The sequence below is a fragment of the Citrobacter sp. 50677481 genome, assembly GCF_001463265.1.
Taxonomy (GTDB): domain Bacteria; phylum Pseudomonadota; class Gammaproteobacteria; order Enterobacterales; family Enterobacteriaceae; genus Citrobacter_A; species Citrobacter_A sedlakii.
The window spans coordinates 176,244-199,431 of the sequence record NZ_LNHZ01000001.1; the positions used below are offsets into that span (position 1 = coordinate 176,244).

Here is a 23,188-nt window from a genome sequence, read left to right on the forward strand (position 1 = left end):
CTTTTTCTCAGCTTTGTCCAATGCTGTTTTTGAGGATTGGTTAAACTTAGAGCTTTGTCACACTTACCAGCTTTGTCTTTTCGCGTATGATAATACCCTCTAAGATAATGGCGGTACGGAACGTATGTGTCTGGCTATGATGAATTTTTTTGGGGAATACTATGGCAAAGCAGGATGAACAACGGCTATTGGTTAAAATCGCAACCCTTTACTATCTCGAGGGTCGCAAACAGTCCGATATTGCTCAGCTTCTCTCGCTTTCTCAGTCGTTTATCTCCCGCGCAATCACCCGCTGTCAAAAAGAGGGCGTGGTGAAAATCAGCGTCGTTCAACCGTCCAATATTTTTCTTAATCTTGAGAAAGGCATCGAAGAACGCTACGGGTTGAAACAAGCCATCGTGGTGGATACGGAAGAAGATGCCAGCGATCACGCCCTTAAACGCGCCATAGGCTCCGCCGCGGCCCACTATCTTGAAACCCGTCTGCGGCCTAAAGATCTGGTTGGCGTCTCGTCGTGGAGTTCAACCATCCGCGCAATGGTCGACGAAGTCCATACACAAAATCTGAAGGCGGGCGGCGTCATTCAACTTCTCGGCGGCGTCGGACCAAACGGCAACGTGCAGGCTACCATCCTCACCCAAACGCTGGCGCAGCACCTGAACTGCGATGCCTGGCTTCTGCCCTCGCAAAGTATCGAAGGTTCGGTGGAAGAGAAAAACCGGCTTATCGCCAGCAAAGACGTCGCCGATGTGATCTCACGCTTCGATAACGTTGATATCGCCATTGTCGGCATCGGCATTCTCGAACCGTCGCAGCTCCTTAAAACCTCCGGGAACTATTATCACGAAGATATGCTCCAGGTGCTGGCCGATCGCGGTGCCGTAGGGGATATCTGCCTGCACTACTATGACAAAAGCGGTCAACCTGTTTTACAGGACGACGAAGATCCGGTGATCGGCATGGCGCTCGACAAAGTGAAAAAATGCCCAAACGTCGTGGCGCTGGCTGGCGGTACCGACAAAGTCGCGGCCATTAAAGGGGCGCTAAACGGCGGCTATATTGACGTTTTGATCACCGACTATCCCACCGCTCGCCAGTTGGTCACCGCCTGAATTCCGCCTCACTGTACTGCCTTTGCGTTGCGATCCTTGTGCGCAAAGGCATTAAAAATCTTTAAATTTCAATAAACTGAAAGGATTCACCTCCACGTAATTTTCACCGGTCTTTGCTATTCTGCCCACTCTCTAAGTGTGATTCTCAGCACAATTGATGATTTTTTCGGTAGCTCAGCCCAACGATTGTGGCTAAGGTATTAAATAAATAATCAATACCGAATATATATTCACAAACAAAAATACGCGACGTCACAGCCAGCCTGATGAAGTAAAACGCGACAACGAGGGATGCCATTCTGCCTTCTACGCCGGGACGCAATGTGACTCAGGAGACAATCTATGTGTACAGCGAAGAAAGGGTTCATTATCGCGCTGGATGAAGGCACCACCAACGCGAAAGCGGTCGCGCTAGACGACAGGGGCAACGTGGTCGCGAAATACTCTCAGCCGCTGGCGATTCAAACGCCGCGGGAAGGCTGGGTGGAACAATCCGGCGAGGTATTGATTGAGGCATCCCTGGACGTGATCGCCAGGGCCATTCAGCATGTCGGCGCAGACAACGTCGTTGCGCTGGCGATCAGTAATCAGCGTGAAACCGCCATCGGCTGGTATCGCGACAGCGGTAAGCCGCTGAATGCCGCGATCACCTGGCAGTGCACGCGCAGCGCGGCCTGGTGTGAGGCGCTGCGCCAGGATAATCAGGAGCCGTTGATTAAAGCCACAACCGGCTTGCCCATCGCCCCGCTGTTCTCGGCCTCGAAAATGCGCTGGCTGCTGGAATCGATACCTGACGGTGCGCGACTGGCGGAACAGGGAAAAATTTGCCTGGGCACCATCGACAGTTGGCTGCTGTGGAACTTAACCGGCGGCGAGGCCTTCTCCTGCGACTTCTCCAACGCCGCCCGCACCCAACTGCTTAACCTGCAAACCGGGCAATGGGATGAGGCGATGCTGGCGCTGTTCGCGATCCCCCGCGTCGCGCTGCCGGAAATCAAACCCTCCAGCGGCCTGTTTGGTCATACCTGTGGGCTGGCCGGGATCCCGGATGGTATTCCGGTGATGTCGATGGTTGGCGATTCTCACGCCGCCCTGTTTGGTCATGCGCTTGGCGAACTGGGGTGTGTTAAAGCTACCTACGGCACGGGTTCCTCAGTCATGGCGCCAGTGAAGTCGGCGCAGTGCGCTATCCACGCGCTGGCGACCACCATCGCCTGGCATGATGGCGAACGCATTGTTTACGGTCTGGAAGGCAACATTCCGCACACCGGCGACGCGGTTGCCTGGATGGCGGACAGCACCGGACTGAGCGAGCTGCCTGACGACGAGCTGGCGCATGAACTTAACACCCTTCCCGCTTCCGTTGAATCGACCCTCGGCGTTTACTTTGTCCCGGCGCTGACCGGGCTAGGCGCGCCCTGGTGGGATGACAGCGCGCGGGGCGTGATCTGCGGACTCAGCCGCGGGGTAAAGCGGGCGCATCTGATCCGCGCCGCCCTCGAGTCTATTACCTATCAGATAGCAGACGTGGTCGTTGCCATGCAACAGCACGACGATTTCAGCTTAACGGCGCTCATGGTTGACGGCGGTCCAACAAAAAATGACTGGTTGATGCAATACCAGGCGGATCTGTTGGGCTGTCCGGTGATGCGCAGCGATGTGCCGGAACTTTCCGCCATCGGCGCCGCGTTGCTGGCGCGCAAAGCGCTTCACCCCGGCTCGCTGAGCGATCTTAAAGACCTCTTAACCGAGCACAGTACTTTTCAGCCCGACATGGCGCGCCACCGTCGACTGCAACAACGATGGCAGGCGTGGCGCCATGCGGTGAACAGAACATTATGGAAACCGGCCTCGTCGGTCTGACGCCTTACCAGGGAATAACGGCTGACTGAATACACTCACTCAACAAAGGAGGACTCCGGCCCATAACAAATCTGGCTTTACGTTGTTTCACCGTACCCGACAATAACAACACAGAGAGAACATTGTCATGAAATTACGTTTAACGCTGTTAACCGCTGCTACCCTGACCGCGTTGTCCTTTGCCGCGCATGCCGTCGAAAAAGGGACAATTATGATTATGGTCAACTCGCTGGATAATCCGTATTACGCCTCTGAAGCGAAAGGCGCCAGCGAAAAAGCGCAAGAATTAGGTTACAAGACCACAATTCTTTCGCACAGCGAAGATGTGAAAAAACAAAATGAGCTCATCGATACCGCCATCGGTAAAAAAGTTCAGGGCATTATCCTTGATAACGCTGACTCAACGGCCAGCGTTGCGGCAATTGAAAAAGCGAAAAAAGCGGGAATACCGATTGTTTTAATCAACCGTGAAATTCCGGTAGATGATGTGGCGCTGGTGCAGATTACCCATAATAACTTCCAGGCCGGTTCGGAAGTCGCCAACGTATTTGTGGAAAAAATGGGTGAAAAAGGCAAATACGCTGAGCTGACCTGTAACCTCGCGGATAATAACTGCGTCACCCGTTCCAAATCATTCCACCAGGTCATCGACCAGTTCCCGGATATGGTCAGCGTCGCGAAACAGGATGCTAAAGGCACGCTGATTGACGGCAAACGCATCATGGACAGCATTCTGCAAGCGCACCCTGACGTGAAAGGCGTTATCTGCGGAAACGGCCCCGTCGCGCTTGGCGCTATCGCCGCCCTGAAAGCCGCTAACCGCAGCGACGTCATTGTCGTCGGCATTGACGGCAGCAACGACGAACGCGACGCGGTGAAAGCGGGTTCGCTGCAGGCTACCGTGATGCTTCAGGCTCAGGCCATCGCGGCGCAGGGGGTGACCGATCTGGATAACTACCTGCAAAACGGCGTGAAGCCCGATAAACAGCGCGTGATGTTCCGCGGCATTCTCATCACTAAAGATAACGCAGATAAAGTCCAGGATTTCAACATCAAGTCCTGATCCCGGGGAGTTGCGCCTCTCACGAGGCGCAGAGGAGAACATTATGTCTAAAAAAGCCTGGCTGGCGCTGGCCGTATTGACCATGGGAGGGTGCCGCATCGTCTCGCAACAGGAACTGGCGGACCTTAAATCTCCCCCCAATCCCCATATGGCCAACATTGACCAAACGTGGCAAAACCAGATTGTCCCGCAGATTGTCGGGCAGGCGCGTCCCGTCGCCGAACTGATGGCGGCGCTGGGCGCGGAAAAAGACATTGACAGCGCCTGTCAAAAGCTGGGCTTTCGTTCTCAGGATGAGAATCCCTGCCTCTTTTACGTCAAGGTAGCAGGAAAGATCAGCCAACTCGACACGGCGTCACGCAGCGGCAAGATGACGGTCGCGGATAAGAGCGGCAGCGATGTGGTCGTCCAGATCGGTCCGACGCTGCGCGGCACGCAGTTGCGCGATGCGTATAAAGGGGCCAGCTACGGTGATTTCAACGACCAGGTGTTGTTCGGCGAATATGGCCGGGCAATTAACGAGCAGGCCGTTAACATGATCCAGGCGGCGCCGCTGAAAACCGGCGAATCCGTCGAGGTGTATGGCGTATTTTCCAGTTGGGATATTCCCCAAACACTGCCTGCGATTACGCCCGCCAAAATCGACCTGGCAGGAGGGGAATAATATGCAGCCGCATAATCGCGTCGCGCCCGACTGCGCTGAGTCTGAAGTGATTATTGAAACCCGTGCGCTGTCGCGCGTTTATCCCGGGGTGGTGGCGTTAGATAATGTGAATTATCGGGTCTACCGGAATAAGGTCAATGTACTGATTGGCGAAAATGGCGCGGGTAAATCGACCATGATGAAAATGCTCGCCGGGGTGGAAACGCCCTCCTCCGGGCATCTGTTTCTTGATGGTCAACCTGTCTCGCTAAATTCGACACATCAGGCGGAGAAACTGGGGATCAGCATTATTTTTCAGGAGCTGAATTTATTTCCCAATATGAACGTCATGGATAATATTTTCATGGCTAACGAATTTTTCCAGAAAGGACGAATCAACGAAAAATATCAGTATGCGTTGGCGAAATCTTTACTGGAAAGACTGGAGCTGGACGTTGACCCTTATACGCCGCTAGGGGAACTCGGCATCGGCCACCAGCAACTGGTGGAAATCGCCCGCGCGCTGTCTAAAGACACGCGAGTGCTGATCATGGATGAACCTACCTCCGCCCTCAGCCAGTCTGAAGTGAAAGTGCTGTTCAACGTGATCGAACAGCTGAAGCGGCGCGGCGTGACCATTATTTATATCTCCCACCGTCTGGAAGAACTGATGGAAATTGGCGACAACATCACCATTTTCCGCGACGGTCGGTTTATCAGCGAACGCCCCGTTCGTGACGCCAGCATTCCGTGGATCATCGAACAAATGGTGGGCGACAAGAAAAAACATTTCGATTACCAGGCCGCGCCACACGGCGACACCGTGCTTGCCGTACAGGGCCTGACCGCGCTTCACCCCAGCGGTGGCTACAAACTCAATGACGTTTCGTTTCGCTTACGCAAAGGCGAAGTGATCGGCATTTACGGTCTGCTGGGTGCCGGGCGCACAGAGTTGTTTAAGGGGCTGGTAGGCCTGATGCCCTGCCAGAGTGGAAAGATAGACCTCAACGGCGAACGCATCGATAACGCCCACTTCCAGTCGCGACTGAAAAAAGGGCTGGCGCTGGTGCCAGAGGACAGACAGGGTGAAGGCGTGGTGCAGATGATGTCGATCCAGTCCAACATGACCTTGTCAGACTTCAGCCTGAAGGGGTTTCGTCGGGCCTGGCAATGGTTGAACCCGCATAAAGAGCAGGCCAGCGTGAAGGAGATGATCCAGCAACTGGCAATTAAGGTCAGCGATCCCGAACTGCCCATTACTTCCCTGAGCGGCGGCAACCAGCAGAAAGTGGTACTGGGCAAGGCGCTGATGACGCAGCCTCAGGTGGTGTTTCTTGATGAACCGACCCGCGGCATCGACGTGGGCGCGAAAACCGACGTCTATCACCTTATCGGCAAAATGGCGCAGCAAGGGTTGGCAGTGATGTTTTCGTCATCTGAACTCGACGAAGTGATGGCGCTGGCGGATCGCATTCTGGTCATGGCCGATGGCCGCATTACCGCCGATGTCCCCCGCGATGCCGTCACGCGCGAGGCGTTAATCGCCGCGTCTACCCCACAAGATTAATCAGGCTGGAATCCATCATGAACCAGAAATATATGATTTATATGTACCTGCTAAAGGCCAGAACATTCATCGCGCTGCTGCTGGTGATTGCGTTCTTTAGCGTGATGGTACCGAATTTCCTGACCACGTCTAACCTGCTGATTATGACGCAGCATGTGGCAATCACCGGGCTTCTGGCCATTGGCATGACGCTGGTGATCCTGACGGGTGGCATCGACCTGTCCGTGGGCGCCGTTGCCGGGATCTGCGGCATGGTGGCGGGCGCGCTGTTGACCAACGGCCTGCCCATCTGGGGCGGTAATATCCTCTTTTTTAACGTGCCGGAGGTGATCCTCTGCGTCGCCCTGTTCGGCATCCTCGTCGGGTTCATCAACGGCGCGGTAATTACCCGCTTCGGCGTGGCGCCGTTTATCTGCACCCTCGGCATGATGTATGTCGCCAGGGGCTCCGCCCTGCTGTTTAACGACGGCAGCACCTACCCCAACCTCAACGGGATGGAGGCGCTGGGCAACACCGGTTTCGCCACGCTGGGCTCCGGCACCCTGTTGGGCATTTATCTGCCTATCTGGCTGATGATTGGCTTCCTGCTGCTGGGTTATTGGATCACCACCAAAACGCCGCTTGGCCGCTATATCTACGCCATCGGCGGCAACGAGTCCGCCGCGCGCCTTGCCGGCGTGCCGATCGTTAAAACAAAAGTCTTTGTATACGCCTTCTCCGGACTGTGCGCGGCCTTTGTCGGACTGATTGTCGCCTCGCAGCTGCAAACCGCGCATCCGATGACCGGCAATATGTTTGAAATGGACGCCATTGGCGCCACCGTACTGGGCGGAACCGCGCTGGCAGGTGGGCGCGGCAGGGTTTCCGGTTCCATTATCGGCGCTTTCGTCATCGTCTTTCTCGCCGACGGGATGGTCATGATGGGCGTCAGTGACTTCTGGCAGATGGTCATTAAAGGGGTGGTTATCGTCACCGCCGTGGTGGTCGATCAGTTCCAGCAAAAGCTCCAGAACAAGGTCATTCTGATGCGCCGCCATGAAGAAAAGCTGGCGGCGGCGCCCTCGGCAAAAACCGCATCAAGCTAAACCGCATCATTCCGCCGGGCGGAGGCTGCCCGGCTTAAACAGGAGAAAAATATGCAACGCAATTTTCAGGGGAAAACCGTGGTTATCACCGGGGCATGTCGGGGAATTGGCGCCGGCATCGCCGAACGCTTCGCCCGCGACGGCGCAAATCTGGTTATGGTGTCCAACGCGGAGCGCGTCCACGACACCGCAGAGCAACTGCGCCAGCGCTATCAGGCGGATATCCTGTCACTGCAGGTCGATGTGACCGATGAGGCGCAGGTGCAGTCGCTGTACGAGCAGGCCGCCGCCCGCTTCGGGACTATCGATGTATCCATCCAGAATGCCGGAGTCATCACCATCGACTATTTCGACCGGATGCCGAAGGCGGATTTCGAAAAAGTGTTGGCGGTAAACACTACCGGGGTATGGCTGTGCTGTCGTGAAGCGGCAAAATACATGGTTAAACAGAATCAGGGCTGCCTGATCAACACCTCGTCAGGTCAGGGGCGGCAGGGCTTTATCTATACCCCGCATTACGCCGCCAGCAAGATGGGCGTTATCGGTATCACCCAGAGCCTGGCGCACGAGCTGGCGCCGTGGAATATCACCGTCAACGCCTTCTGTCCGGGCATTATCGAAAGCGAAATGTGGGATTACAACGATCGCGTGTGGGGCGAGATTCTCAGCAGCGAAGAAAAACGCTACGGCAAAGGGGAACTGATGGCGGAATGGGTGAAAGGGATCCCAATGAAACGGGCCGGGAAACCCGAGGATGTCGCCGGGCTGGTGGCTTTCCTTGCCTCTGACGATGCGCGTTACCTTACCGGGCAGACCATTAATATTGATGGCGGCCTGATCATGTCGTAATCCCCGCCGGGGACTATGTGGAGAGAAATCACTATGATCGCAAAAGATTTTGCCCGGCAGTTATTTAACCTCGAAGGGCGCGTCGCCTTCGTTACCGGCGCGGGTAGCGGTATCGGCCAGATGATAGCCTGGGCCCTTGCCAGCGCGGGCGCGCGCGTGGTCGGTTTTGACCTGCGGGAAGACGGCGGGCTGAAAGAAACCGTACAGAATATCGAGGCCATCGGCGGGCAGGCCGCCCTCTACGCGGGCGATGTCCGGCAACTCAGCGACCTGCGCGCGGCCATCGCTTTCACCCACGAACGTTTTGGTCGCCTCGATATCGCGGTTAACGCCGCCGGGATCGCGAACGCTAACCCGGCGCTGGAAATGGAAAGCGAGCAGTGGCAGCGGGTAATTGATATCAACCTGACGGGCGTGTGGAACTCGTGCAAAGCCGAAGCGGAACTGATGCTGAAAAGCGGTGGCGGCGCCATTATTAATATCGCCTCTATGTCCGGGATCATCGTGAACCGGGGCCTTGATCAGGCGCATTACAACAGTTCGAAAGCCGGCGTGATCCATCTTTCGAAAAGTCTGGCGATGGAGTGGATTGAGAAAGGGATTCGGGTCAACTCCATCAGCCCGGGTTATACCGCCACGCCAATGAATACCCGCCCGGAAATGGTGCATCAGACGCGGGAATTTGAAAGCCAGACGCCGATTCAACGTATGGCGAAGGTGGAAGAGATGGCCGGTCCGGCGCTGTTTCTCGCCAGCGATGCCGCGTCGTTTTGCACGGGGGTAGATCTGGTGGTGGATGGCGGGTTTATCTGCTGGTAAACATTCGCCCGCAGCCAGTGAAGACTGCGGGCTTTCATTTTTCTGAATCTCAGCAATGGCCTGAAGCCGGAAAGCGTCAGGCGCCCGCGGTTACCCGACTCTCCACATCTCTTCTTACTGTGTATGTAAACAGTAAGCGTTTTTTTTCAGAAAACGTTTAGATCTACATGCCGGGAAACAGTACGCCGTTGCCTGGCGCTTCGCGATCCAGATGAATAAAGTTCAGATGGCGTTCATACTGGTCGAGAATATCGGTAATCACCTGCTCTTTACTGTAGTCCATCAGGTCATTACCCTGACTGCCTTCCAGCAGGAAAGTTTCCAGACGATAGTAGGTCGATTTACCACTGCGGGCACGGTAGGTGAAACCCGGCACCGCGTACTGCTGCGGCCAGATCTGGTAGATAAAATTCCGTTCGTCGCCCATGTATACCCGCAGATCCAGATGGCCGAGGTTTTCGCCCTCTTCCGGCGGCAGGCTTTTTAGCGCTACCCTGGCGCCGCGCAGTGTGAGCTCCTGGGCCACTTCTTCCATCGCCGGGAAGCATACCGTCTCCATCATCTGGCGGGTATAGCGCGTGCCCGGATAGTTCATCAGCCGCGATAAGCGTTTTTTCCAGCTCAGCCGATCCTGTACGCCCATCGGACGCGGCGCGGTGTGTCGGCTGGCGCTTTCCCGGCGATAATCCTCGACCTTCAACGATTTATACAGCCCGGCCATGACAAAGAAGATGACGAAGCTAAACGGTAGCCCCATGATGACCGTGGTGTTCTGCAGCGCGGAAATACCGTTTGTCATCAACATGCCGAGCGTCAGCAGGCCGATGGCGACAGACCAGAAAATGCGCAGCCAGTTTGGCGCATCGCTGTTAATGTCTTTTAGCTTTGAAGTAAAGTTACCCAACACCAGCGCGCCGGAATCTGCGGAGGTCACATAGAACAGCAGGCCTGTGATTGTCGCCACCGAAGCGCTGAAGGTGAACGCCGGATACTGGGCCAGCAGGCTGTAAAATCCACGCTCCGGATGCGCCATCGCTTCGGATGCAAAGCCTGCATCGCCGTGAATAATTTCGTACAGCGCGCTGTTGCCAAACACCGACAGCCACAGCAGGGTAAAGGTGAACGGAATAATCAGCGTGCCGAAAACGAACTGACGGATCGTACGCCCGCGCGAAATACGCGCCAGGAACAGGCCGACAAACGGTGACCACGCCACCCACCACGCCCAGAAGAACAGCGTCCAGTTGTTCATCCACTCGACCGGGCGATCAAAAGCAAAGCTGTTCAACGTCATGCCCATAAAGCGATTCACGTAATCACCCACGTTAAGCACCAGCGCATTGAGCAGGAATGACGTATCGCCCATAAACAGCACAAACAGAATCAGCCCCAGCGCCAGCGCAACGTTCAGTTCGGACAGCACGCGAATGCCCTTATCGACGCCCGAGGTGACAGAAATCGTGGCGATAATCACCGACAGCACTATCAGCGCCGCCTTTGCCGCCATTGAATCCGGGATATCAAACAGCACGCTAAGCCCGTAGTTCAGTTGCACCACGCCAATCCCGAGGGTAGTGGCGATGCCGAAGATGGTGCCAATCACCGCCGCGATGTCCACGCTGTGTCCTATCGGTCCGTTGATTCGTTTACCAAAGATGGGATAGAGCGCCGAACGAATGGTCAACGGCAGGTTATAGCGATAGCTGAAGTAGCCCAGCGCCATGCCCATCAGCGCATACATCGACCAGCCGGTCAGACCGTAGTGAAACAGGGTCCAGACCATCGACTGGCGAGCCGCTTCGACTGTCTGCCCCGCCCCTTCCGGCGGCTGCATATACTGCGTGACCGGTTCCGCGACCGAGAAAAACATCAGGTCGATACCAATCCCGGCGGCAAATAACATCGCAGCCCAGCTTAGCAGGCTGAATTCTGGTTTGGACTGCTCAGGCCCGAGCTTCACTGAGCCAAAGCGCGAACAGGCGATAAAAATGACGAAGACGATATACAGCGTGGCGGCCAACAGATAATACCAGCCGAAGGTTTTCGATACCCAGTTCAACGTCTTGCCGATCCAGGCGGCGGAGAAATCACTAAAGAAGAGCGTGGTCAGGGAAAACAACAAAATCAGCCCGGCGGACGTATAAAAAACAACCGGATTGATTTTGTCTTTTTCTCTGCACGAGGGAAGGTCTGACATCCAGTATCCTCACTTTTATTGCAACTATTTGAAATCAAAAACGTAACAATTAATACACATTTATATTGAACGTTCAATCAAAAACCGTTCTAATAGATAAACAAAACTGATGAATGGAGTCCGAAAATGCCCAAACTGGGGATGCAACCGATTCGGCAACGGCAGCTGATTAACGCCACGCTGGAGGCGATCAATGAGGTGGGAATGCACGATGCGACGATCGCGCAGATCGCTCGCCGCGCCGGGGTTTCGACCGGCATCATCAGCCATTACTTCAGGGATAAGAATGGATTGCTGGAGGCGACGATGCGCGACATCACCAGCCAGCTCCGCCATGCGGTTTTGCATCGGCTGCGTGCGCTCCAGGGCGCCCGTGCCGAACTGCGCCTGCGGGCCATCGTCGCGGGGAATTTTGACGACACGCAGATAAGCCACGCGGCGATGAAAGCGTGGCTGGCCTTCTGGGCCAGCAGTATGCATCAGCCGATGCTGTATCGCCTTCAGCAGGTTGCCAGTAAGCGCCTGCTGTCGAATATCGTCTACGAATTTAAGCGTGAACTGCCGCGCGAACAGGCGCAGCAGGCGGGTTACGGACTGGCGGCGCTGATTGACGGACTTTGGCTACGCGCCGCGCTGAGCGGCGAACCGTTTAATCTGAGTCTCGCCCAGGCGCTGACCACCCATTTCATCAGTCAGCATTTGCCGAAAGCCACTGACTAAACGAGGAGAACGCATGTCGCGAATGGCAGAACAACAGCTTTATATAGACGGTGGTTATACCGCCGCCGCCAGCGGTCACACCTTCGATACCATCAATCCTGCCAATGGCGATATTCTGGCGACGGTTCACGCCGCAGGGCGTGACGATGTTGATCGCGCCGTAAAAAGCGCCCAACGCGGACAAAAAATTTGGGCGGCGATGACCGCGATGGAACGTTCGCGCATTCTGCGCCGGGCGGTGGATATTCTGCGCGAACGCAATGACGAGCTGGCCAGACTGGAAACGCTGGATACCGGAAAGCCGTTCAGCGAAACCGCCAGCGTGGATATCGTGACCGGCGCGGACGTACTGGAGTATTACGCCGGGCTGATCCCGTCACTGGAAGGCAGCCAGATCCCGCTGCGCGAGTCCGCTTTCGTTTACACTCGCCGCGAGCCGTTGGGCGTGGTGGCAGGGATCGGCGCATGGAACTACCCGATTCAAATCGCGCTGTGGAAGTCTGCTCCGGCGCTGGCGGCGGGCAATGCGATGATCTTCAAACCCAGCGAAGTGACGCCGCTCACCGCGTTAAAGCTGGCGGAAATCTACAGCGAAGCAGGTCTGCCGGACGGCGTATTTAACGTGTTGCCGGGCGCGGGTGCGGAAACGGGCCAGTATCTGACCGAGCATCCCGGCATTGCCAAAGTGTCGTTTACCGGCGGGGTTGCCAGCGGCAAAAAAGTGATGGCGCATTCCGCGGCCTCCTCACTGAAAGAGGTCACGATGGAGCTGGGCGGTAAATCGCCGCTGATTATTTTCGAGGACGCCAACGTTAATCTGGCCGCCGACATCGCCATGATGGCGAATTTCTACAGCGCCGGGCAGGTCTGTACCAACGGCACCCGCGTGTTTATCCCGACAAAGATGAAAAGCGCCTTTGAACAGACGATCCTCTCCCGCGTGGCGCGAATTCGCGCAGGCGATCTGTTTGATCCGGCAACTAACTTCGGGCCTCTGGTCAGCTTCGCGCATCGGGAAAACGTTCTGCGCTATATCGAAAGCGGCAAGCGCGAAGGCGCAACGCTACTGTGCGGCGGCGGCGCACTGAAAGGCCGCGACGTTGAACATGGCGCGTGGGTTGCGCCAACGGTGTTCACCGACTGTCGCGACGAGATGACCATCGTACGGGAAGAAATCTTTGGCCCGGTCATGTCAATTCTCACCTATGAGCGCGAAGACGAGGTAATTCGCCGCGCCAACGCGACCGACTATGGTCTGGCGGCAGGCGTGGTCACGCAGGATCTCAACCGTGCGCATCGGGTTATCCACCAGCTCGAGGCCGGGATCTGCTGGATCAACACCTGGGGGGAATCCCCGGCGGAAATGCCGGTCGGCGGCTATAAGCACTCTGGCATTGGTCGTGAAAACGGCGTGATGACGCTGCAAAACTACACCCAGGTAAAATCCATCCAGATCGAGATGGCCCCCTTCCAGTCCGTCTTTTAACCAGGAGGTCTCATTGCATTTTGACTATATCATTATTGGCGCCGGTTCTGCCGGCAACGTACTGGCAACACGACTGACAGAAGACAGCAATACCACCGTTCTGCTTTTAGAGGCGGGCGGCCCGGACTACCGTGCGGATTTTCGCACTCAGATGCCCGCGGCGCTGGCCTATCCCCTTCAGGGGAAACGCTATAACTGGGCGTATGAAACCGAGCCGGAACCGCACATGAATTATCGCCGGATGGAGTGCGGACGCGGCAAAGGACTGGGCGGTTCCTCGTTGATTAACGGCATGTGCTATGTTCGCGGCAACGCGATGGATCTCGACAACTGGGCAAACGAACCCGGACTCGAACACTGGAGCTATCTCCACTGCCTGCCCTACTACCGTAAGGCGGAATCGCGCGATATCGGCGCAAACGACTATCACGGCGGCGACGGCCCGGTCTGCGTGACCACCTCGAAACCCCATGTGAATCCGTTGTTCGACGCGATGATCGAGGCGGGCGTACAGGCCGGTTATCCGCGCACGGACGATCTTAACGGTTACCAGCAGGAAGGCTTTGGCCCGATGGATCGCACCGTAACGCCGCAGGGACGTCGCGCCAGCACCGCGCGCGGCTATCTCGATCAGGCAAGAAAACGTCCTAACCTGACGATAATCACCCACGCGCTGACCGATCACATCATCTTTGATGGCAAAAAGGCGGTGGGCGTGGAGTGGCTGGAAGGCGACGGCACCATTCCGACCACCGCCACAGCGGAAAAAGAGGTGCTGTTATGCGCCGGGGCGATTGCTTCGCCGCAGATTCTGCAGCGTTCCGGCGTTGGCGACGCGGCGTTGCTGAAAGCGTTTGCTATTCCGCTGGTTCATCACCTGCCCGGCGTCGGCGAAAATCTGCAGGATCATCTGGAGATGTACCTGCAATACGCCTGTAAAAAACCGGTCTCACTGTACCCGGCTCTGCAATGGTGGAATCAACCGAAGATCGGCGCCGAATGGCTGTTTGGCGGCACCGGCATTGGCGCGAGCAACCATTTCGAAGCGGGCGGTTTTATCCGCAGCCGGGACGCGTTTACCTGGCCAAACATTCAGTATCACTTTCTGCCGGTCGCGATCAATTACAACGGCTCGAACGCGGTTAAAGAACATGGCTTCCAGTGCCACGTCGGCTCTATGCGCTCGCCAAGCCGCGGCCACGTCCATCTTAAATCACGCGATCCGCGCGAGCACCCGGCAATTTTGTTTAATTACATGTCGACCGACCAGGACTGGCAGGAGTTTCGCGACGCCATTCGCATTACCCGTGAAATCATCAACCAGCCCGCGCTGGATCCCTTTCGCGGACGGGAAATAAGCCCTGGCAGCGACTGCCAGAGCGACGAACAACTGGACGCGTTTGTGCGCGAGCACGCCGAGACGGCGTTTCATCCCTGCGGCACCTGCAAAATGGGCTTTGATGAAATGGCGGTCGTGGACGGCGAAGGCCGGGTTCACGGCGTGGAAAACCTGCGCGTGGTGGACGCTTCAATCATGCCGCAAATCATCACCGGCAACCTGAACGCGACCACAATCATGATTGGCGAAAAGCTTGCCGATGCTATTCGTGGTCGCGCCCCGCTGGCAAAAAGCACAGCCAGCTATTACGTGGCGGGCGACACGCCGGTGCGCCAGGCGCCACGGCGGTAACGGTCTGTATGGTCTGATAACGCGGCGCGTATCAGGCCGCTTCCGAATACCCATAACGCTTCTATACTGAAAAGACATTCCTTTAAAAGAGAACGTTATGCCGTTACCCGATTTTCACGTCTCCGAACCCTACACCCTCGGCATTGAGCTGGAAACGCAGGTGGTTAATCCACCGGGCTATGACCTGAGCCAGGATTCTTCGCGGCTGATTGCCGCCGTGAAAGACCGGGTCACCGCCGGTGAAGTCAAACATGACATCACCGAAAGCATGCTGGAACTGGCGACCGATGTGTGTCACAACATCGACCAGGCCGCCGCACAGTTTTCCGCCATGCAGCAGGTGATTCTCCACGCCGCGGCGGAGCACCATATTGAGATTTGTGGCGGGGGCACCCATCCGTTTCAAAAATGGCAGCGGCAGGAAGTGTGCGATAACGAGCGCTATCAGCGGACGCTGGAGAATTTTGGCTACCTCATTCAGCAGGCGACCGTGTTTGGTCAGCACGTACACGTCGGTTGCGCCAGCGGTGACGACGCGATCTATCTGCTGCACGGGCTGTCACACTTCGTGCCGCACTTTATCGCGCTCTCTGCCGCTTCGCCTTATATGCAGGGTTCTGACACCCATTTCGCCTCATCGCGGCTGAATATTTTCTCCGGTTTTCCGGACAACGGTCCGATGCCGTGGGTCAGTAACTGGCAGGAATTTGAGGGGCTATTCCGTCGGCTCAGTTACACCAGCATGATCGAAAGTATTAAAGATTTGCACTGGGATATCCGACCGAGTCCGCATTTTGGCACCGTGGAAGTGCGGGTGATGGATACGCCGCTCACCCTGTCTCATGCCGTCAACATCGCGGGACTGATTCAGGCGACCGCGCACTGGCTTTTGACCGAGCGACCGTTTAAACACCAGGAACGCGATTACCTGCTGTATAAGTTCAACCGCTTTCAGGCCTGCCGTTACGGGCTGGACGGCATTCTGACCGACGTACATACCGGCGATCATCATAAACTGTCAGAGGACACCCTGCGTCTGCTGGAGAAAGTCGCCCCCTCGGCGGATAAAGTGGGCGCAGGCAGCGCGATCGAGGCTCTGACCCGTCAGGTGAGAAACGGCGGCAGCGAAGCGCAAAAGATGCGGGAATTTGTCGCCGATGGCGGGTCGTTGATTGGTCTGGTGAAAAAACATTGCGAGATCTGGGCGGGGTAACAGGACGGCGTTTGCGTTGTCCGGCGTAATCCCGGACAATGGCTTTTTTAACTCACATTTAACAATGCCATGAAACACCCGCTTGAATCGCTGATGACTGCCGCCGGTATTTTGCTGATGGCTTTTCTGTCCTGCCTGTTGCTGCCCGCCCCGTCTCTGGGACTGACGCTGGCGCAAAAGCTGGTTGACGCCTTTCATCTGATGGATCTCAACCAGCTTTATACGCTGCTGTTCTGCCTGTGGTTTTTAGCGCTTGGCGCTGTCGAATATTTTGTGCTCCGCTACGTCTGGCGTCGCTGGTTTTCGCTGGCCGGTTAAGCCCGTGAAGTCGCGCATGCCGTGCACCAGCGCTTCGCACCACGCGGTGTAGTCATGCCCGCTCGACCACGGATGAAAACTGACCGTGTAGCCCTTTTCTTTGAGTACCTTTTCAAACGCCAGCGTGTTGCGATAAATGCCGCCGTTCGGCCCTTCCTGTTCAAAACGCCCGGCTTGTAGCCAGAAGGTGATCGGGTAGCGCGGCGAGTTCTGATACTGCCGCGTCAGCCAGGCGGGCGCCTCCCCGTGCGGTGCCCACCAGTAGGAGCCGGAAAGACTCAGCACATTGCCAAACAGCCGTGGGTAGCGCAGCGCCACCCACGACGACGCCAGTCCCCCGTAGCTGGACCCGGCCAGCACCGTTTTCTGCCGCTGGAGGGATATGCCCCGCTGCGCCAGCCAGGGCGTCAGCTCGTGCGCCATGAAATCGGCAAAGTCCGGGTTTGGCGGCAGCTCTTTTCCACGACGCGGATGATCGAGCGAGTCCACAAATACCACATTGATCGGCGGAAGCTGATGGCGGGCAATCAGACCGTCAACTATCCGGTCGATATGGTAGTCATCAAGGTAGGTTTTACCGTCAAACAGGATCAACGTCCAACGCGCCGGCTGCGCCACTCGAGGACGGTAGAGGGCGATTTCCCGGCGATTGCCTAACCGTTCGCTTTTCAGCATCTGACGGGTTAGCGCGCCGTGCGTCAACGGCTGTGCAGCGGCCTGCGCCGAACAAAAACGCGGCGGGCCAAGATCGATTAACGACGACTGGTTCCAGCGATCGGCATGCTTATCGCCGATCCGCAACGGGTTATAAGGATCGGCCTGCGCGCTGACCAGGATCGCGCGTCGCTGATCGCGGGGCGAACCGCTGACTTTTGGCACATCCGGCGCCAGTTTGTACTGCATAACCGTATCCGCAGGCACAACATAGCTGCGAAACCAGACGTCGGATTGTCCGAGTCGAAACAGCGGATCGTGCTCGCCTGCCGGCGAGCCAAACAGAAAAACGTTTTGCTTCGCGCCGCGCCAGAGAAAGGTGATCCGTTTATGGTTAGCGTCGACAGGTTCGACCAGCGGCGTACCGTAACGCTGCCGATCCTGCCAGAAATCCGCGGTTCCCGCCCCGGCGGCAATCGCTTTTTCCAGCCGCTGTAGCGTCGGGCTGACCGGGGAAATTCGCTGCGTGCGCGGCAGCGGCGTCGTCTCTTTCATCTGCCAGCTAAACTGCCAGCGCGCGCCTTCGTTACCATGCAGCACCAGCGAGGTAGTTTGCTGTACGGGTAACGAAAACAGCAAATGATGCTCGCCATCGTCGGGGCCGTCTTCCAGTAACGTGCGGATACGCCGGTTTTGACCGTCGAGCAGACGGGCATCGGTGACGCCGGACAGCGTTGCGGAAACATAGTTTTCGTTTAGCGGAGGAAGGACAAAACAGACTTCGCCGCTGGCATCAAATTTTCCCTGCTGCTCGCCGTGGAGCGAGGGAGTCGAACAGGACATCGCCTGAGCCGACAGGGTTCCCAGCCCCAGGAGCAAACCACTCCACGCCATTTTCATTGGCTAACCGTTCCTGAAGAAATGTGTCAGCCACGCTAATGTAAATGGGAATGATTTGCAATAAGATTTGTAAGCGGAATGTTACTCTGCCTGTCGCGGCCTGATAACACTATGCCGGGTGTGTCCGGCTGTGGTTCTCTTTGCGGTAGGCGCCCGGCGGCTGATTAAACGTGCGGGTAAAGATGCGGGTAAACGTCTGCTGCGAATCAAAACCGTAGCGCAAACAGATATCGTATACTTTTTCGTCGGATTCGCGCAAATCCCGCGCCGCCAGCAGCAGCTTACGCTCGCGGATGTAGCGTCCGAGACTCTCCCCTTTGTACTGCATAAAAAGGCGCTGCAAATGCCACTTGGAATACCCCGCGTGGCGGGCGATATCGTCAATACGCAACGGTTGATTCAAATTTTCATCAATCCATTCGACAATGGTGTCGATTACCTGAGCAGAAATGGTCATTCAGCACTCCTCTCCTGCAAATTGCTCGTGTTCTCCCACCATGCCGTGAACTGTTGCGCCGGATCGTCGAGCTTCACCGGTTCGCCCAGCGTCGGAGTGAGCAGGCGGTAGGGTTTATGACGACTGGCCAGCGCCAGCCGCTTATAAGGATCATCCCAGGTGTGTTTCGCCAGCACAAAACGTCCGGCATGCCCCGGTAAGATGGCTCTGGCGCGCAGATCCTGTGCCGCCTGAGCGGTTTCCTCCGGCATCATGTGGATGTATTTCCAGTCCGGGTCGTACTGACCGTTTTCCATGATCGCCAGGTCGATCGCGCCAAACTGTTCGCCAATCGCCCGAAAGTGCGGGCCGTAGCCAGAGTCTCCGCTGTAGTAAATTTTCTGTTCCGGCGTTTCAAACAGAAAACTGGCCCACAGCGTCTGGTTACGCTTGATGCCGCGTCCGGAAAAATGGCGGGCGGGCAGTACGTGAATATAGAGCCCGTCATCCACCCGCACAGACTGGTGCCAGTCACGCTCCTCAATAATGTCGCCGTTCATACCCCAGTACCGCAAATGCGAACCGACGCCGAGCGGCGTAATCACCCGCTTCACTTTTGGCATCAACGCCTTGATGGTGGCGTAATCCAGATGGTCATAATGATCGTGAGAAATGATCAGCAGATCGATCGCCGGCATTGCCTGGGCGGTCCAGGGGTAATCGCCGACAAACGCTTTGTTGAGAAAAGAAAACGGCGCCGCATAACGGCTGAAGACCGGGTCGATCAGAATGCGTTTTCCGCCGAGCTGCAAATACCACGACGAGTGGCCGAGCCAGATCAGCGTGTCCCTGTCCGCGGGCAGAGCTGCAATATCGGTCGCTACCAGCGGTAACGGCTGCGCCGGACGCGCGTTCTCTCGCTTTGCGACCAGGAATTCCCACCAGGCCGCCAGCAGACTTTTATTTCCGGTATAGCCCGGCCCTGGCACCTGATTATGGAATTGCCCATCACGATAATTGACGGACTGTTCAAACTGGCTGAGCTGAGCCCCTTGCGGCGCCTGACCGAAGCCAGCATTGAGGACAAACGGTAACGTTGCGGCACTGGCAATGATCATCATAACAACCACACAAACTGTGAGACGCTTCATATCCTGACCTGAAAACGCGCTCCCGTCCGGTAGTCTGCGCGGCTGACTCTTGATTATGAGTGAGTAAGCACTCATTATAGAAATCAGAAATTTCGCGTCAAGACGTTTTTCAATCTTTGACATTCCCCGTTGCGGCGCTGCAAAGGCCGTGTTTCAATTCGGGTTTTAGACTGATAAGGGTAAAATGTAGTGGCTCGTCCGAAGAGTGAAGACAAAAAACTGGCATTACTGGAGGCATCAACCACGGCAATCGCGCAGTCCGGGATCGCGGCTTCTACCGCCGTGATTGCCCGTAATGCAGGCGTGGCGGAAGGAACATTGTTTCGCTATTTCGCGACCAAAGACGAGTTAATTAACGAACTTTACCTCCATCTTAAGCACAGCCTGTGTCAGTCAATGATCGCCAGGCTGGATCGCTCGCTGACCGATGCCAAAGCGATGACCTTTTATATCTGGAGCAGCTATATCCGCTGGGGGCTGGAACAGACGCACGGGCACCGCGCGATACGCCAACTGGCGGTCAGCGAGAAAATCACCAAAGAGACAGAACAAAAGGCCGACGCCATGTTTCCTGAGCTGCACGATCTTTGCCATCGTGCGGTCCTGCCGGTCTTTATGTCAGACGAATATCGCGCCTTCGGCGACGCGCTGTTTTTAACCCTGGCCGAAACCACCATGGAGTTTGCCACTCGCGAACCGGCTCGCGCCAGTGAGTTTATCTCTCTCGGTTTTGAAGCGATGTGGCGCGCCCTCACCCGCGAGGAGTCCTGATGAATGATAAAACGCTGTATGATTGCGCGCGCCGTCTGGCGTTGGCTTTTCCGTTTACCGAACATTGCTGGCCGTTTGGCCCGGAATATGACGTCTTTAAAGTGGGCGGTAAGATCTTCATGATTGCCACCGACGTGAACAATCGCAGAGTGATTAATCTGAAGTCCGATCCGCAAAAATCGCTGTTAAATCAGCAGATATACCCGAGCATCACGCCTGGTTACCACATGAACAAAAAGCACTGGATTTCCGTCACGCCCGGCGACGATATCAGCGAGTCGCTGCTGGAAGAACTGGTTAACGATTCGTGGAATCTGGTAGTTGACGGTCTGACGAAGCGCGACCAAAAACGGATCCGCCCGCGCTGATTGGTCGTGACAGACGATAACTGTTTTCGCATTTTCTCACTTATCATCTGCCGGAGAACCTTGTACCCTGCGAGGTAATAAAACAAACCGGGAGTAGTTATGGATATCGTATCAGTTGCCTTAAAACGTCATTCCACCAAGGCCTTCGACCCCAGCAAAAAACTGACCGCTGAACAGGCATAAAAGATAAAAACGCTGCTGCAATACAGCCCGTCCAGCACCAACTCTCAGCCGTGGCACTTTATTATCGCCAGCACCGACGAAGGCAAGGCGCGCGTCGCGAAGTCTGCCGCCGGAAACTATGTGTTTAATGAACGCAAAATGCTCGACGCTTCACACGTGGTGGTGTTCTGCGCCAAAACGGCGATGGACGACGCCTGGCTGGAGCGCGTGGTCGATCAGGAGGAGGCGGATGGCCGCTTCCCGAACGCCGAAGCAAAAGCGGCTAACCACAAAGGCCGCACCTTCTTCGCCGATATGCACCGTAAAACCCTTCACGATGATGCGCACTGGATGGCAAAACAGGTTTACCTGAACGTGGGGAACTTCCTGCTCGGCGTCGCCGCGCTGGGGCTGGACGCCGTACCAATCGAAGGCTTTGACGCTGAGATCCTTGACGCCGAATTTGGCCTGAAAGATAAAGGGTTCACCAGCGTGGTCGTGGTCCCTGTCGGTCATCACAGCGTCGAAGATTTCAATGCTTCACTGCCGAAATCCCGCCTGCCGTTATCCATCACCCTGACGGAAGTGTAACTGTTCAGATAAGAATGCCAGGCAGCAGTCTGTTGCTGGCTGGCAAATTATCAGGACATTCCTCATTACTTCCCCGCGCCATAAGTCCTGAACTGGATCAGAGTTTTCTCGCACCCGCAATGGCGAATAAATACACTTATGATTTATTCCCGGGTTTTATCATGTTCCCCACTCACTCTCTTTTTCGCCAGAATTGATATCGCGGGAGCCTGAAGCTGGCAAAATTTGCATAAACTCCGTACAGCGGTCATCATAGGCCGCTGTTTTATAAAGGAGACGTTATGCAGGATTTAATTACCCAGGTCGAAGATTTAGCGGGTATAGAGATGAATCACACCACGTCGCTGGTGATGATTTTTGGCATTATTTTCCTCACCGCCGTGATTGTGCATATCATTTTGCACTGGGTGGTTCTACGCACATTCGAAAAACGCGCCACCGCCAGTTCGCGCCTGTGGCTGCAAATTATTACGCAAAATAAATTATTCCACCGCCTGGCGTTTACCCTTCAGGGGATCATCGTCAATATCCAGGCGGCGCTGTGGCTGCAAAAAGGCAGCGAGGCGGCAGAAATGTTAACCACCTGCGCGCAGCTGTGGATCATGATGTATGCCCTGCTGTCGCTGTTCTCCCTGCTGGACGTGATTTTTAATTTGTCGCAGAAATTACCGGCGGCATCTCAGCTTCCGCTCAAAGGCATCTTTCAGGGAATCAAACTGATTAGCGCGATTATCGTTGGCATTCTGATGATTTCGCTGTTAATAGGCCAGTCGCCAGCGATTTTAATAAGCGGCCTGGGCGCGATGGCGGCGGTGTTAATGCTGGTGTTTAAAGATCCAATCCTGGGGCTGGTCGCCGGGATCCAACTTTCCGCCAACGACATGCTTAAGCTGGGCGACTGGCTGGAGATGCCGAAATACGGCGCGGACGGCGCGGTGATCGACATCGGACTGACGACCGTAAAAGTGCGTAACTGGGATAACACCATCACCACCATTCCGACCTGGTCGCTGGTCTCTGACTCGTTCAAAAACTGGAGCGGCATGTCGGCTTCCGGTGGTCGGCGTATTAAGCGCAGCATCAACATTGACGCCACCAGCATTCATTTTCTTGATGAAGATGAAAAAGCGCGCCTGTATAAAGCGCAACTGCTGAAACCCTATTTAGATACCCGTCATCAGGAAATTGACGCCTGGAACCAGCAGCGCAATGCGCCGGAATCCGTATTAAACCATCGCCGGATGACCAATATCGGCACCTTCCGCGCCTATCTGAACGAGTATTTACGTAACCATCCGCGCATTCGCCAGGATATGACGTTAATGGTGCGCCAGCTCGCCCCGGACGATCACGGACTGCCGATGGAAATTTATGCTTTCACCAATACCGTGGTCTGGCTGGAATATGAAAGTATTCAGGCCGATATTTTCGACCACATTTTTTCGGTGGTGGAAGAGTTTGGTTTACGCATTCATCAGTCGCCGACCGGCAACGATATTCGCTCGCTGGCCAGCGCATTGCCGAAATAAC

At 55.9% G+C, this 23,188-nt stretch carries 20 protein-coding genes and 1 pseudogene; 17 read left to right on the forward strand and 4 right to left on the reverse strand.

From position 1 onward, the window contains the following. Window positions 1-161: 161 nt before the first annotated feature. The 8 genes from APU02_RS00860 to APU02_RS00895 all read left to right on the forward strand — a co-directional run bounded on the left by APU02_RS00860 (window position 162) and on the right by APU02_RS00895 (window position 9,001). A complete protein-coding gene (locus APU02_RS00860; protein ID WP_060568939.1) occupies window positions 162-1,112 on the forward strand; it encodes a sugar-binding transcriptional regulator in 951 nt (316 codons plus the stop codon). Between the two features lie 342 nt (window positions 1,113-1,454). Further along, entirely contained in the window at window positions 1,455-2,975 is a 1,521-nt protein-coding gene (locus APU02_RS00865) for an FGGY-family carbohydrate kinase (RefSeq protein WP_060568940.1), read from the forward strand. Window positions 2,976-3,102: 127 nt separating this feature from the next. Then, window positions 3,103-4,038, forward strand: a complete 936-nt coding sequence (locus APU02_RS00870) for a D-ribose ABC transporter substrate-binding protein (RefSeq protein WP_042285653.1) — start codon at window positions 3,103-3,105, stop codon at window positions 4,036-4,038. A gap of 43 nt (window positions 4,039-4,081) precedes the next feature. Continuing rightward, window positions 4,082-4,702, forward strand: coding sequence for a DUF2291 domain-containing protein (locus APU02_RS00875; RefSeq protein WP_042285655.1), 621 nt, complete (start codon window positions 4,082-4,084; stop codon window positions 4,700-4,702). Between the two features lies 1 nt (window position 4,703). Further along, window positions 4,704-6,248 carry a sugar ABC transporter ATP-binding protein gene (locus tag APU02_RS00880; protein ID WP_060568941.1) on the forward strand — a complete coding sequence of 515 codons (1,545 nt, stop codon included), beginning with the start codon at window positions 4,704-4,706 and terminating at the stop codon, window positions 6,246-6,248. A 17-nt stretch (window positions 6,249-6,265) separates the two neighbouring features. After that, on the forward strand, window positions 6,266-7,333 hold the full coding sequence (locus tag APU02_RS00885; protein ID WP_042285659.1) for an ABC transporter permease: 1,068 nt from the start codon (window positions 6,266-6,268) through the stop codon (window positions 7,331-7,333). A gap of 51 nt (window positions 7,334-7,384) precedes the next feature. Continuing rightward, window positions 7,385-8,182 carry a glucose 1-dehydrogenase gene (locus APU02_RS00890; protein WP_042285661.1) on the forward strand — a complete coding sequence of 266 codons (798 nt, stop codon included), beginning with the start codon at window positions 7,385-7,387 and terminating at the stop codon, window positions 8,180-8,182. A gap of 33 nt (window positions 8,183-8,215) precedes the next feature. Next, window positions 8,216-9,001 (forward strand): SDR family oxidoreductase, encoded by a 786-nt coding sequence (locus APU02_RS00895; RefSeq protein WP_042285664.1) that lies wholly within the window; start codon window positions 8,216-8,218, stop codon window positions 8,999-9,001. Window positions 9,002-9,164: 163 nt separating this feature from the next. Here the strand turns inward: APU02_RS00895 and APU02_RS00900 are convergent, their stop codons facing one another. Continuing rightward, window positions 9,165-11,198, reverse strand: a complete 2,034-nt coding sequence (locus APU02_RS00900) for a choline transporter (RefSeq protein WP_060568942.1) — start codon at window positions 11,196-11,198, stop codon at window positions 9,165-9,167. Window positions 11,199-11,324: 126 nt separating this feature from the next. On the opposite strand from APU02_RS00900, the gene betI reads away from it, so the two are divergent. From betI to APU02_RS00925, 5 genes are all read left to right on the forward strand, one after another. After that, window positions 11,325-11,918: a transcriptional regulator BetI gene (gene betI / locus APU02_RS00905; protein WP_042285669.1), complete on the forward strand. Its 594-nt coding sequence runs from the start codon at window positions 11,325-11,327 to the stop codon at window positions 11,916-11,918. Between the two features lie 13 nt (window positions 11,919-11,931). After that, complete coding sequence (gene betB, locus APU02_RS00910; protein ID WP_042285671.1) at window positions 11,932-13,404, forward strand: betaine-aldehyde dehydrogenase; 1,473 nt, start codon at window positions 11,932-11,934, stop codon at window positions 13,402-13,404. Between the two features lie 13 nt (window positions 13,405-13,417). Then, on the forward strand, window positions 13,418-15,094 hold the full coding sequence (gene betA, locus APU02_RS00915; protein ID WP_060568943.1) for a choline dehydrogenase: 1,677 nt from the start codon (window positions 13,418-13,420) through the stop codon (window positions 15,092-15,094). A gap of 97 nt (window positions 15,095-15,191) precedes the next feature. Then, a complete protein-coding gene (locus tag APU02_RS00920) occupies window positions 15,192-16,307 on the forward strand; it encodes a YbdK family carboxylate-amine ligase (protein ID WP_060568944.1) in 1,116 nt (371 codons plus the stop codon). A gap of 69 nt (window positions 16,308-16,376) precedes the next feature. After that, window positions 16,377-16,625 (forward strand): DUF1158 domain-containing protein, encoded by a 249-nt coding sequence (locus APU02_RS00925; RefSeq protein WP_042285680.1) that lies wholly within the window; start codon window positions 16,377-16,379, stop codon window positions 16,623-16,625. On the opposite strand, the gene APU02_RS00930 is transcribed toward APU02_RS00925, so the two are convergent. From APU02_RS00930 to APU02_RS00940, 3 genes are all read right to left on the reverse strand, one after another. Continuing rightward, window positions 16,554-18,179, reverse strand: coding sequence for an alpha/beta hydrolase-fold protein (locus APU02_RS00930; protein ID WP_060568945.1), 1,626 nt, complete (start codon window positions 18,177-18,179; stop codon window positions 16,554-16,556). The two genes, APU02_RS00925 and APU02_RS00930, sit on opposite strands and share 72 nt — an antisense overlap. A 109-nt stretch (window positions 18,180-18,288) precedes the next feature. Then, the gene (locus APU02_RS00935) at window positions 18,289-18,636 is read right to left on the reverse strand and encodes a RamA family antibiotic efflux transcriptional regulator (RefSeq protein WP_042285684.1); all 348 of its coding nucleotides are present in this window, start codon (window positions 18,634-18,636) and stop codon (window positions 18,289-18,291) included. Then, the gene (locus APU02_RS00940) at window positions 18,633-19,766 is read right to left on the reverse strand and encodes an MBL fold metallo-hydrolase (RefSeq protein ID WP_042285686.1); all 1,134 of its coding nucleotides are present in this window, start codon (window positions 19,764-19,766) and stop codon (window positions 18,633-18,635) included. The genes APU02_RS00935 and APU02_RS00940 overlap by 4 nt, the downstream gene beginning before the upstream one ends. A 189-nt stretch (window positions 19,767-19,955) precedes the next feature. Here APU02_RS00940 and APU02_RS00945 point away from each other — a divergent pair, with 189 nt between their 5' ends. The 4 genes and pseudogenes from APU02_RS00945 (at window position 19,956) to APU02_RS00960 (ending at window position 23,187) form a co-directional block, all read left to right on the forward strand. Next, a complete protein-coding gene (locus tag APU02_RS00945) occupies window positions 19,956-20,537 on the forward strand; it encodes a TetR/AcrR family transcriptional regulator (RefSeq protein WP_060568946.1) in 582 nt (193 codons plus the stop codon). Then, window positions 20,537-20,905 (forward strand): MmcQ/YjbR family DNA-binding protein, encoded by a 369-nt coding sequence (locus APU02_RS00950; RefSeq protein ID WP_042285689.1) that lies wholly within the window; start codon window positions 20,537-20,539, stop codon window positions 20,903-20,905. Before APU02_RS00945 ends, APU02_RS00950 begins: the two co-directional genes overlap by 1 nt. Window positions 20,906-21,004: 99 nt before the next feature. Next, window positions 21,005-21,658: pseudogene (nfsB, locus tag APU02_RS00955) on the forward strand (oxygen-insensitive NAD(P)H nitroreductase). A 281-nt stretch (window positions 21,659-21,939) separates the two neighbouring features. Further along, window positions 21,940-23,187 carry a mechanosensitive ion channel family protein gene (locus tag APU02_RS00960; protein ID WP_060568947.1) on the forward strand — a complete coding sequence of 416 codons (1,248 nt, stop codon included), beginning with the start codon at window positions 21,940-21,942 and terminating at the stop codon, window positions 23,185-23,187. Window position 23,188 lies beyond the last annotated feature (1 nt).